The sequence below is a fragment of the Rhizobium sp. 2YAF20 genome (assembly GCF_052114685.1).
GTDB lineage: Bacteria > Pseudomonadota > Alphaproteobacteria > Rhizobiales > Rhizobiaceae > Rhizobium.
In genome coordinates, this window is the sequence record NZ_JBFRFF010000031.1 from 66507 (window position 1) to 78492 (window position 11986).

An 11986-nucleotide genomic window follows, 5' to 3' on the forward strand; every position below is an offset into this window, starting at 1 on the left:
TAAAATTCCGCGACTTTTTCAATTTTTGACCAAATAAATTTCTTAATTCCTCAAATTTAAATCAAATATCTTATTTTATACCATTTTATGTTGCATTGCAAAAAGAAGATAAATGGATAATCCTTTGTTAACGCAACGTCAGTCTCTATGTATCGAGGTAGACATGATGAGTAAGAATTTTTCCTTTGTTATCTGGTCCCTTAGTTCTATTCTAGCAGTGTTCCTTATAACGCAACCGCTAGGCAACTCTGTCCAAATAGTTCTGTCCGTATTCGTCATCGGCATCCTTGCCATGATAAGTATACTTCGGCTCGACGGTATTTGGCGACATATCCTCCTGGCGCTCGGCACCGTCGTGGTGTTGCGCTACGCCTATTGGCGAACGACAAGCACGCTTCCGCCGATCGACGACCTCTATTCGTTCATTCCCGGCATTCTGCTCTACGCGGTGGAGATGTATTGCATTGCGATGCTGGCTGCGAACCTGTTCGTGGTTTCGGACCCCTATGAACGGCCGCCCGCGCCGCGCTTGAAGGATGAAGATTGCCCGACGATCGATGTTTTCGTGCCGTCCTACAACGAAAGCAGCGACATCCTCGCCTTGACGCTCTCCTCGGCCAAGGCAATGCATTATCCGAAAGACAAGCTGAACATCGTCCTCCTCGACGACGGCGGCACCGATCAGAAGCGCAACTCTCCCAATCCCGAGGTCTCCGAAGCCGCCCACAAGCGTGCCGCCGAGCTCAAGGACCTGTGCGCGGATCTCGGCGTTACCTACCTGACCCGTGCCGAAAACGTCCATGCCAAGGCGGGCAACCTCAACAACGGCCTGATGCGCACAGACGGCGAACTCGTGGTCGTCTTCGACGCGGACCACGCACCCGAACGCAACTTCCTGCAGGAAACCATCGGGTACTTCTCCGAGAATGAGAAGCTCTTCCTGGTCCAGACGCCGCACTTCTTCTCCAACCCGGACCCGATCGAGCATAACCTCGGCACCTTCACCGACATGCCGTCTGAAAACGAGATGTTCTACGGCAAGATCCAGAAGGGTCTCGACCGCTGGAACGCCGCCTTCTTCTGCGGCTCGGCGGCAGTGCTGCGCCGTGAGGCGCTCGACGAGGTCGGCGGTTTCTCCGGCGTCACCATCACCGAGGATTGCGAGACGGCGCTCGAACTGCACTCCCGCGGCTGGCACAGCGCCTACGTCGACAAGCCGCTGATCTCCGGCCTGCAGCCGGAAACCTTCTCCAGCTTCATCGGTCAGCGTTCGCGCTGGTGCCAGGGCATGATCCAGATCCTGCTGCTCAAGAACCCGCTCTTCAAGGCCGGCCTCACCCTGCCGCAGCGCATCTGCTACCTGTCGACGGCAATGTTCTGGTTCTTCCCGGTCTATTGTGCCGTTTTCTTCTGCGCGCCTCTGCTCTTCATCCTGTTCAACATGAAGTTCTTCGTCGCGTCCTCGGGTGACTTCCTCGCCTATTCGGTGACCTACCTCGTCGTTACCGAGCTGATCCGCAACCATCTCTACGGTAAGGTTCGCTGGCCCTGGGTTTCCGAACTCTATTCCTACACCCAGTCGGTCTACCTGTTCCGCGCCGTCTGCAGCGTTATCGCCCATCCGCGCCGGCCGACCTTCAACGTCACCGCAAAGGGCATGTCGACCCGCGGCGATCGCCTGTCGGAACTGTCCCTGCCTTATTTCCTGATCTACGCGGTTCTCGGCATCGCGCTCTTCGTGGCCGCCTATCGCTACAGCACCGAGCCTGAAATCAGCGGCCAGCTCTTGATCGTCGGTGGCTGGAACTGTCTGAACCTGATCATCGCAGGGGCAGCACTCGGCGTGGTCACCGAACGGCGCAACGACGTGGCAGGCATCCAGCTGCCGAGCAGCGCCAGCGTCCAGCTGAGCTTCGGCGACACGGTCGTCTCCGGTACCGTCATCGAGGCCTCGTCGGCCGGTGCCAAGGTGGTACTTGCCCGCAATGCCGGAGCGGCCCTGCGCAAGGGCGACTACGGCCGCCTGTCGCTGGTGTCGCCTTCCAGCAACCTCATCGTCTCCTCGATGCCGATCACGATCAGCGCCCAGGCCACCGGTGAGAACACCCCGATCGTCCTAAAGTTCGATCCCGAAGCGCATCACTACCCGATCATCTCCGAGCTCATGTTTCGCGATCTCGAGCAGGTGCGCACCCTCAGGGCAAAACGCCAGAAGCGCGTCAGCATGATCGGCAGCAGCCTAACCTTCATCAAATGGGCGATCACCTGCCCGGTCGCAGCACTCGGGCTTGCCATAACCGGCGGTTCCTCCGACGCCGACGTCAAGCAACAGAAGTTCAACCAGCCGGCCAATTCCAACGAGGTTCCGGTTCCCGTTTCCGTCAACGCCAAGGGAGGTGTCCTGTGAGCACGCTCGTCCGTTACAAGATTGCCATGGCCGGCGTAGCGCTCGGCATCCTGGCAAGCAACAGCGCGGTGGCGCAGGAGCAGGGCTTCTCCCTCTCCGGCCTCGGTCCCAAGCCGGCGGCAACCGTCGCCGCGCCGGTGGAGATCAACGGCAATCTGCGCCGCATCGCTGCCGACCGCAGCTCCCTGTTCTTCAACGGCGAAAGCGCCAGCAACGAATATCCGTTCTACGCGCTACCTTCCGAGATCGCCGGCTCCGCAAAGCTGATGCTGACGCTGCAGACCGCAATCTCGGCCGCACCCGAGCGTTCCCAGATGCGCGTCTTCGTCAACGACCAGGAGCTGGGGACGGTGCGCCTCGACGCCGGCGACGCGCATCGCGTCGAGTTCTCGGTGCCGAGCGGCCTCATCCAGCCGGGCTACAACGCCGTATCAATCCTCGTCGACCAGAAGCACCGCGTCGACTGCACGGTCGACGCCACCTACGAACTCTGGACGCAGATCGATCCGGATCGCAGCGGCTTTGTCTTCGCCAACGCATCGAAGCCCGACGGCAATTCCATTCCGGACCTGATCGCGCTCGGCGGCCTGGCCAACGGCCGCACCCCGATCCGCGGCCACGTCCTGCCAGGCGCCCCGAGCAGCGACATCAACCGCACCATGGCGATCGTCCAGTCGCTCGCCCTTCTCGGCAGCTTCGACCATCCCGCCGTTCGGATCACAAACACCCAGAGCACCGAGCCCGGCATCGACGTCGTCGTCGGCACCTACAGCACGGTGGGCGACATCCTCGGCAGCAATCCCGACGGCAAGACCATCAAGGACGGCATCAGCATCCTCTCGTCGGCCGACGGCAAACGCAAGACGCTGCTGGTCGCCGCGCGCACCGCAGAGGACGTCGACGGCTCGGTCACATTGCTGACGGCGATGGCCGAAAAGCAACAACATGACGGTACGCCGCAGGGTTTGCGGGCGCTGAACAACATGAAGGGACGGCTGCTTGCACCGGCGACGCAGGTTCCGCTGCGCAATCTCGGCTTCATCACCGAGCCCTTCACGGGCCGCTTCTATAGCCAGCAAGTCAATTTCTCTCTGCCATCCGACTTCTATCCTGGTGACTATGCGGCCCTCGTGCTGCACCTCAATGCACAATATGCAGCCGGCCTTTCCAAGGACGCCGAGCTGATCGTGCGCGCCAACAGCGAAACTGTCGCCGACATCACGCTCGGGGCCGGCCGCAACGGGCTAATCAAGGATCAGAGCCTGCCGATCCCGCTCAACAAGCTGCGTCCGGGCGAAAACACCATCCAGATCGAAGCCCGCCTGCCGACGCCTAGCGATGCGGTCTGCGATCCGGTCGCCAGTTCCCAGGAGCGGCCGCGCATGCTGATCCTCGGCGACAGCTATCTCGAGGTGCCGAACTTCGCCCGCGTCGGACGCTACCCCGACATCGCAGCACTCGTTTCGGGCTCGTCGCTGCAGAAGCAGGCAAACGCGGCATCGCCGCTGCCGGTCTTCGTGCCGAACTTCAATCCGGCAGCGCTGGACGCCGCCGGATCGTTCCTGGCCAAGATGGCCTATTCATCCGGACACGTGTTGTCCGTCGACGTGACCCCGTCGATGCCGGATGCACGGCAACCGACCATGATGGCCTTCGGGACCTATGGCGATCTGCCGCAGGACATGGTCGACAAGGTTGGCCTCGATCTGCAGGGCATGGCCGGCGGCCTGGGGCTTTCGCCCGGCGAACCTGGTCGTGCGGCGATCGTGCCGTCACTATCGCTCGCAGCCGCATCGGCCCTCGACACGCAGTCCGAGGCGAAGTCCGCCGACGCTGCACCTGCCGACGGCGTGCAGGCGCGGCTGTCAATCACGGTCGGACATCTCAGCGACGGTGTCATGGCGATGAAGGACGAGATGGCATCCTACGCCAGTGCGATCGTCTCCCGGCTGCGCGTCGGCGCCAACACCGCCGGCGGCGCGGACGGCAAGCGCTTCCAGCCATCGGACAACGCAGCGCTCCTGATCGCCCAAAACGAGGTCGATGAAGGCGGTGCCTGGACGATCGTAACCGCGCCGACCAGCGCACAGCTCTCGGCCAATGTCGACGCCATCATGGGTCGCGCCACCTGGAGCCGCCTCAACGGGTCGATCCAGTCCTTCAGCGCCAGCGGCCAGGTGGTCGACGAAGTCGAGCCGACGCGCGTGGCACTGTTCCAGACGCAGGCGGCAACCGTGGGCAATCTGCGCCTGGTGGTGGCTGGCTGGTTCTCCAACCACGTCTGGGAATACACGCTCGCCCAGATCGGTGCTGCCATCCTGCTCGGCATCTCGACCTTCCTGTTCCTCAAGCTGGGACGGGGACGATGATCCGCAAGGGCATCTACAACAGGCTGTTCCTGCTTGCCGGTGTCCTGACCTGCTCGCTGGGCATGGCGGGCGCCCAGAGCAGCCAGGTCTTCATCCCCTCCGACTTCGTGTCGGGCGCCTGGCTCCTCTATCGCGACAAATTCGTCACCCCGGAAGGCCGGGTTGTCGACACCCGGGCAAACGACATCAGCCACAGCGAGGGTCAGGGCTACGGTATGCTGATCGCGGTGGCTGCCGATGACCGCCACAGCTTCGACCGCATATGGGCCTGGACGAAGGCGAACCTCTACCTCAGCACCGACGGCCTTGCCGCATGGCGCTGGGACCCGGCAGCTACGCCGCACGTGACCGACACCAACAATGCCACCGACGGCGACCTGCTGATCGGCTGGGCGCTGTCACAGGCGGCACAGAAGTGGGGCGGGGGAGGTTACGGCGACGCGGCAAAGCACATCGCCGACGCCATCGCCCGCAAGGTGGTCGTCGACACGAGCTACGGCAAGGTTCTGCTGCCTGGCGCCCACGGCTTTTCGCCGGCCGACCAGCCGGACGGCCCGGTCGTCAACCTTTCCTACTGGGTCTTCCCGGCCATCCGCGATCTGGGCGTCGCCTCCAGCTCGTTCCCGGCGGCCGAGCTGATCAAGACCGGGTTGTCGTTGACGAGAACAGCACGCTTCGGACCGGCGCACCTGCCATCCGACTGGGTGTCGCTGAACGGCAAGGTGCCGCAACCGGCAGCCGGCTATCCTGCGCAGTTCGGCCATGACGCCATCCGCGTTCCGCTCTACGTCGCCTGGTATTCCAGGGACTATCCCGACATCTTGGCGACCTTCGCCGATGTCTGGCGCCAATCGGCCGACAATACCATGGCGGTGATCGAGCTTGCCACCGCCACGCCGATCGCCGGCATGCCTGATCCGGGCTACGCCGCCGTCGCCGATCTCGTCTCGTGCAGCCTCGGCCACGAGACGACGGCAAGCCGTGCCACCGCATTCGAAACGACGGACTACTACCCGTCGACCCTGCATCTCCTCAGTCTCATTGCTCTTGCAGAAAGGTATCCCCGATGCTTGCCAGATCTTCAGTAAAAGCTGTCCTGCTCTGCAGCGGCGCCATCTTCTTGCTGCCCAACCTCTCCACCGTCATGACCTCGCAGGCCGGCAACATGACGCCGTTTGCCACGCTTCAGCCTCTTGTCGCCGCATCGTCCGGCGCCGACGCGATGGTCGTGATGCCACAGACACCGGTCATGACTGTCGCGCCGAGCGCACCCGCCACTGCAACGAACGTGGTCATGCCATCGGCTGCACCGGCCGCCCGGGCTCAGCCCGTCATCGCCAACGTCGCTCCGGGCGAGAACCCGTTTGCCCCGACACCCGCCGCAGCACCCGTGGCACGGACCGCCCCGGCACCACAGCCGGCGACCGCCGACAGCGCTGGCGGGTTCAAGGGAATGGCCCCGGCGGCAGCACTTGCCGCCGCCCAGACCGCACCCGCTCCGGCCTCCGGCTCAAACTCGTTTGCCCCGGCTGCAGCCTCCGCACAGGCAGCCTCATCGGCTAACGCGCCGGCTGCAGCAACGCCTGCAAAGGTCGACGACACGGCGCTTCGTTACTATGCGACCAACCGTGACCTGAAGCGCCTCGGCGCCGAACTGCGCCGCCTCAAGGCCCTCTATCCGGATTGGGAAGCGCCGGAAAATCTCTTTGACCAGACCGCCTCCGTTGAAGAGCAGCCGCTCTGGGACATGTACGCCACCGGCAACTACACTGGCGTGCGTGCCGAGCTCGCCCGCCTGCAGAGCACCAATCCGCAGTGGAAGCCTTCGACCGATCTGATAAGCAAGCTTTCGATCGCTGAATCCCGCAAGCTCGTCGATCGTGCCTATGGCCAGGCCAACTGGCAGCAGGTCATCACCACCGCGCAGCAGCAGCCAGATCTTCTCGTCTGCAGCGAGATGAACACGATGTGGCAGGTCGGCGAGGCGCTGGCCAAGACACGCGACTTCTCGTACTCCTTCGAGCTCTACAAGTATATTTTGACGCATTGCGACGCCGCGCCGGATCGCATGGCGACGATCCAGAAGGCAAGCCAGCTGCTGCCGGAAGCCGGCACGACCTCGTTGCTCGCCTTCGGCCGCACCATGCCCGACGGTACCTCGGAGTTTGCCAACCTCGCCTTTGACAGCGTGCGCAAGCGCATGGGCCAGATCGCCGCCGGCGACCAGCTGGCCCAGAAGCTGACCGACACCGAGCTGCAGTCCTTCGCCTCCTTCGTGGTGTCGACGCAATCGGAAGCCGATGCCGGCCTGTTCGGCTGGTACTATTACGGCCAGAAGCAGTGGCAGGCGGCAAACGCCTGGTTCTCCACCGGCACGCACTACGGCAATGACCCGAAGAACCTCGAAGGCGTCGTGCTGACCCTGCGCAATCTCGGCAAGGTCGGCGATGCCTTCCAGATCGCCTCGCAATACATAGACTCCTCCGAAGACCTGCGAAAGGAATACATCGAGATCGTCGCCAGCGCACTGACACAAAAAGACGTTGACCTGAAGCTCTCCGACAAGGACATCGAGACCTTCAAGACGGCGGTCTATGCCGCCAAGTCGGCTCTCGGCGCCCAAGCCCTCGGCTGGAAGGCCCTGGATGAAGATGGCGTGAAGGACGCGGCTACGCTCTTTGCCCAGTCGATGGAATGGAACGTGACCGAAGGCGGCGTGCTCGGTATGGCGGTGGTCTCCGCCCGTACGAAGGATTATGTCAAGCTCGCCTCCCTCAAGTCGGAATATGGCAAGACCTACGGCGATCTCGACAACTTCAAGACCTACAGCCGAGCCAAGCCGCGCATGGCACGTGTCGTCGTACAGAAGAAACCGGAGCGGCCGAAGAGCCTGCTGGCCGCCCTGTTCGACTAGAGCACGTCCATTGAACGCGGAAGCAGAATTTGGATGACGTTCGCTGCTTGCCGTGAATCCCTGCCTTTGAAATAGGAGGTAGGGGTTCGAGCAAATGCCTTTGCAAGGTCTTCCTGAGAGGAGCCTTGCAAAAAAATGCCTCGGTAGAGCCATGATCCGCGTCGGATTTCCTGAAGCCAGCGATCTCTTGGCGTCCCTAAGCGGTGGCGGATATACATCGCGAATATTCTCGTCGCAGCCAGGCTCGGGACTGTTTCCATCTTTGCCTGCCCAAAGCGATGGCTTCTATGTTCTATCTCTGTTGAAACGCATTCCGAATGCTGCTTGTGTTGCATCGATCGCGTTGCTCTTGCCGCCATTGTTCTCGCCTACGAAGACAGTGAGATCGCGCTGAAGTTCGATTTCTGCCTGCTGAGAAGAGCGAAAATTGGACAGGAAAAACCGGCCGAAGCCGGTTTTGTTATTACGCAAATGCAGCGTTGAAGGTGATATTCCCAACTTCCCCGGCCTTTGCATGGGGACGGACGGTGATTTCCACGTCTTGATTGAAGGACGTGAGGAAGCCCATCAGGCGTTCGACGGAGTATTCACGGAAGTGGCCCCGGAACAGGCGAGAGACCTCGGGCTGAGTGATGCCCATGAGGGCGCCAGCCTTTGCCTGGCTGAGTTTCTGGTCGGTGACGAGACGATGTAACGCCGCGACAATCTGTGCCTTCAAAAAGTGGTTTTCGGCATCTGGCAGTCCCAACTCCGCAAAGATATTGGGGCTGCCGGCATGAACCTCGACATGTTCAGTTTTCATGACTTGCGCTCCTCATTTTGGTTGGCTGTATAATCGGCTTCCGCGTCACGGAAGCGGAGCAAATCAGCTCGATATCGCTCTGGGGGGTTTTGATGCCGGGCTTGGACTTCTTCTTGAAGCAACGCAACACGTAGATCGCCCTATCAAAACGGACGGTATAGACGGCTCGGTAGGTGTCGCTGTCGTAGTTTTCGACCAGCTCCACTATACCATTGCCGAAGCCCTTGAGCATCTTCGCTGATGGAGGGTGTTGTCCCGTCTGCGCCAAAAACAGCTCAAAGCCAAAGGTTTCCTGCACTTTGGGCGGAAACTCCGCATAGTCTTTGCGGCTTTACGCTATCCAAACAAGCGGTCGGGTAGCGCGGGGCAAGTTTTCCATCTATTATCGTTATGAGTAATAACTCATAATTCGTCAAGCCCTTTTAACTTAATTCAGTTTGCAGTTCTTGCGACCCTGCGCGGCGTTGGTGCAGGGATCAGTATGAAGGGTAGCGTCCCCAGGAACCGTAGACAATTTTGATGCCCAACGATCACCGGGAAACGCCGTTTGACCAGGAAGAGGGCTGTCCATCTTACGATTCTGTAAAGTAACAACGCGTAGAATTGAATCTACATCTGGCAGTGACACAAATTTATGTGAGGCACGATGGTCTTCCGGCGCAATTCTACGTTTGGTGGTGCTTTACTCGCTGTTTTATCTATGTGGCTTCTTCTACCTACCGTAAGCCCTGCGAACGCGTCAGTTTTGCTCGAAGAGCAGACTTGGACCGAGCTGCGCGATCTGATCAAATCCGGGATGACTACCATCATCATCCCGATCGGCGGTGTCGAGCAAAGCGGCCCCGTCATGGCGTTGGGCAAGCACAATGTGCGGGCAAAGTTTCTGGCTGAAAAGATAGCCGAGCGATTGGGCAACGCGCTCGTTGCTCCGGTTGTTTCATATGTTCCGGAAGGCAGCATTGAACCTCCAAGCGGCCACATGAAATTTCCGGGCACAATCACGATCAGTACAGCTGCGTTTGAACAGATACTGGAGTCCGCGGCAGGCAGCTTTAAACTCCATGGCTTCAAGACGATTGTGCTGATCGGCGATCACGGCGGTTATCAAAGCAGTGAGCGCGCAGTGGCCGACCGCTTGAATGCCAAATGGAAGAATACCCCGGTTAGAGTTTTTGCAGCACTTGAATATTATGAGATTACCCAGGGCCCCTATGTCGACAAGCTTCTGTCGGCCGGCGTAAAGCAGTCAGAAATTGGAACGCATGCGGGTCTGGCGGATACTTCGCTCATGCTCGCCGTCGATCCCTCGATGGTGCGCAGGGATCGCATCGCAACCGCGCCCAAGTTCGGCGCAACCGATGGCGTTTACGGTGGCGACCCGGCACGATCATCAGCCGAGCTCGGCCAACTTGGCATAGACCTTATCGTCAACGGAACGACCGACGCCATCCGCGGCTTCGTCGCAAAGCAGAAGCTGCTAAAATGATTGCACTCCTCAGGCGTTTTGCCATTGCTTGCGCGGCGTTGGCGCTGCTTTCTATTTTGTCCACGGGTGTGGCTTCCGCCGGCGCGCCATGCATGTCAGACTGTAACGCCCCGACGCCACCCATCCCCACCAACGTGTACAGCGAGACAACGCCAGATCACATGGGTCTGGCTACATTAGGAGCGTTGCCACGAGTTTACGTTCCGAACCATTCGTCTAACAGCGTGTCGATCATCGATAGCACCACATTGAAGCAAGTTGGCAGCTTCAAAGTCGGATTCCAACCGCAACACGTCGTTCCCTCCTGGGATTTGAAAACGCTATGGGTCACCAATAATGCCAGCCGCACAAACAAGGGCAGTCTGACGCCGATTGATCCAACAACGGGAATGCCCGGCAAATCAATTCCGATAAGCGATCCCTACAACATGTATTTCATGCCGGATGGCAGCTCGGCGATCGTTGTCGATGAAGCATACAAGCAGCTGGATCTACGCGATCCTCAAACCATGGCGCTGAAGTCAGTCATCCCAACGCCGACCTGCCATGGCATCAATCACGCGGACTTTGCCGCCGACAATTCCTATGCAATATTTACCTGCGAGTTTGGCGGCGGTGGCTTGATTAAGGTCGACCTGGCGAACCGGAAGGTGCTCGGTAGTCTTGTACTTTCCAAGAAGAGCATGCCGCAGGACATTCGGCTTTCGCCAGATGGTAAGGTCTTCTATGTCGCTGACATGATGAACGATGGCATTTTCCTAATTGATGCTGGCACCTTTGCCGAAATCGGCTTTATCGCAACGGGTGTCGGAGCGCATGGGCTTGTCGTCAGCCGTGATGGGACGAAGCTCTATGTTGCAAATCGCGGTTCGCACAAAATGAAAGGGGCAAGTCCAAAGGGTCTAGGCAGCGTAAGCGTCATCGATTTCGCAACTCGCTCCATCGTCGCACAATGGCCTGTCCCGGGCGGCGGTAGTCCCGACATGGGTAATGTTAGTGCTGATGGAAAACAGTTGTGGCTGTCCGGCCGCTTCGACAACGAGGTGTACATGTTCGATACCGCCTCGGGGGCCGTCCAGAAAGTTCCTGTTGGCGCCGAACCCCATGGCCTGACGGTTTGGCCGCAACCTGGGAGGTACTCGCAAGGCCATACGGGCAATATGCGATAGTACGCATATTGCCGAGCGGATGTCTTCTTCCTTGGACTGCTTCAGCGCTCCGTCACATGGATAGCGACGCGGGTTCATGCCTCTCAATCGCGGGTAGCACCTCGAATCCCGACGTGCCGGCAGGCTTTAGAATATGTGTGAACGGTTTGTCCGTGCTCGGTATCAGGGTGCCGTCCGCATCAAGGAACATCGGCGCCTTGATCTGGACGACCGACAGGCGGGGCGTCGCGCCCGTCGCGAAGATCCGCGCCAGATTCCGTTCGAATGTTTCCTGAATGCTGCCGCGTCCGGGACCGGCATAGGTTCCCGTAAACATGTGATCCGCCGTATATTGGCTCAATCTTGTCAGCAAAATATCGGCCGGGAGGGCAGCCAGCTCACTCGCGCGTTCGACGATCGTGATGTTCGACATATAGCGCTTGCCGGTGCGTAGCTCTGCCCGTTCGTCAGGGTTGTTAAGCACTTTGCCAAGCCAGCCTTCCGACAGCAGTGATTCAATGAAAGGCGGCAGTTTGCCGGGCGTTGTCTGCCGCACGAGCGGCGGGCCGTCCGGATCGGACCCGTGCCATCGCCATTCGAAGCCATCATGCACTAGACGATCGATTCCATGAAAGCGGCCTTTGATGGAACCTGAAGTGTGTTCGTGGATTCCTCGTTTGAGATTATTCAACCGAGGAGTTTCATCATGGCACCAAGGCGGCGCGTAATCGAGCTGGCGATGAGCGAGCAAGAGACTGAAACGTTGACGGCACTTTCGCGGTCTCGAAGCGAACCGGCGAGCCGAGTATCGCGGGCCGCTATGCTGTTGGCCTACCGTGACAACCCGTCGTTCTTTGCCG

9 protein-coding genes and 1 pseudogene are annotated in these 11986 nt (G+C 59.9%); 6 read left to right on the top strand and 4 right to left on the bottom strand.

Annotation, left to right across the window (positions count from 1 at the left end):
• Nucleotides 1-166: 166 nt before the first annotated feature.
• From bcsA to AB4Z52_RS26795, 4 genes are read left to right on the top strand one after another with little or no spacing between them, the layout of a single operon-like run.
• Nucleotides 167-2407 carry a UDP-forming cellulose synthase catalytic subunit gene (gene bcsA, locus AB4Z52_RS26780; RefSeq protein WP_442220931.1) on the top strand — a complete coding sequence of 747 codons (2241 nt, stop codon included), beginning with the start codon at nt 167-169 and terminating at the stop codon, nt 2405-2407.
• Nucleotides 2404-4776, top strand: a complete 2373-nt coding sequence (locus AB4Z52_RS26785; RefSeq protein ID WP_442220932.1) for a cellulose biosynthesis cyclic di-GMP-binding regulatory protein BcsB — start codon at nt 2404-2406, stop codon at nt 4774-4776. Before bcsA ends, AB4Z52_RS26785 begins: the two co-directional genes overlap by 4 nt.
• The gene (locus AB4Z52_RS26790) at nt 4773-5864 is read left to right on the top strand and encodes a glycosyl hydrolase family 8 (protein ID WP_442220933.1); all 1092 of its coding nucleotides are present in this window, start codon (nt 4773-4775) and stop codon (nt 5862-5864) included. The genes AB4Z52_RS26785 and AB4Z52_RS26790 overlap by 4 nt, the downstream gene beginning before the upstream one ends.
• Nucleotides 5843-7690, top strand: coding sequence for a hypothetical protein (locus AB4Z52_RS26795; RefSeq protein ID WP_442220934.1), 1848 nt, complete (start codon nt 5843-5845; stop codon nt 7688-7690). Before AB4Z52_RS26790 ends, AB4Z52_RS26795 begins: the two co-directional genes overlap by 22 nt.
• Nucleotides 7691-7975: 285 nt before the next feature.
• On the opposite strand, the gene AB4Z52_RS26800 is transcribed toward AB4Z52_RS26795, so the two are convergent.
• The 3 genes from AB4Z52_RS26800 to AB4Z52_RS26810 are packed head-to-tail and all read right to left on the bottom strand — an operon-like array spanning nt 7976 to nt 8790.
• The gene (locus tag AB4Z52_RS26800; RefSeq protein WP_442220935.1) at nt 7976-8206 is read right to left on the bottom strand and encodes an AAA family ATPase; all 231 of its coding nucleotides are present in this window, start codon (nt 8204-8206) and stop codon (nt 7976-7978) included.
• Nucleotides 8154-8492 (bottom strand): helix-turn-helix domain-containing protein, encoded by a 339-nt coding sequence (locus AB4Z52_RS26805; RefSeq protein WP_442220936.1) that lies wholly within the window; start codon nt 8490-8492, stop codon nt 8154-8156. The genes AB4Z52_RS26800 and AB4Z52_RS26805 overlap by 53 nt, the downstream gene beginning before the upstream one ends.
• Complete coding sequence (locus AB4Z52_RS26810; protein ID WP_442220937.1) at nt 8482-8790, bottom strand: type II toxin-antitoxin system RelE/ParE family toxin; 309 nt, start codon at nt 8788-8790, stop codon at nt 8482-8484. The genes AB4Z52_RS26805 and AB4Z52_RS26810 overlap by 11 nt, the downstream gene beginning before the upstream one ends.
• A gap of 348 nt (nt 8791-9138) precedes the next feature.
• Between AB4Z52_RS26810 and AB4Z52_RS26815 the strand changes: the two genes are divergently transcribed.
• Both AB4Z52_RS26815 and AB4Z52_RS26820 read left to right on the top strand, forming a co-directional pair.
• Complete coding sequence (locus tag AB4Z52_RS26815; RefSeq protein WP_442220938.1) at nt 9139-9978, top strand: creatininase family protein; 840 nt, start codon at nt 9139-9141, stop codon at nt 9976-9978.
• Nucleotides 9975-11147: a YVTN family beta-propeller repeat protein gene (locus AB4Z52_RS26820; RefSeq protein ID WP_442220939.1), complete on the top strand. Its 1173-nt coding sequence runs from the start codon at nt 9975-9977 to the stop codon at nt 11145-11147. The genes AB4Z52_RS26815 and AB4Z52_RS26820 overlap by 4 nt, the downstream gene beginning before the upstream one ends.
• Before the next feature lie 82 nt (nt 11148-11229).
• Here AB4Z52_RS26820 and AB4Z52_RS26825 read toward each other — a convergent pair.
• A pseudogene (locus tag AB4Z52_RS26825) lies at nt 11230-11745 on the bottom strand (type II toxin-antitoxin system HipA family toxin); the annotation flags it as partial.
• Nucleotides 11746-11986: the final 241 nt, after the last annotated feature.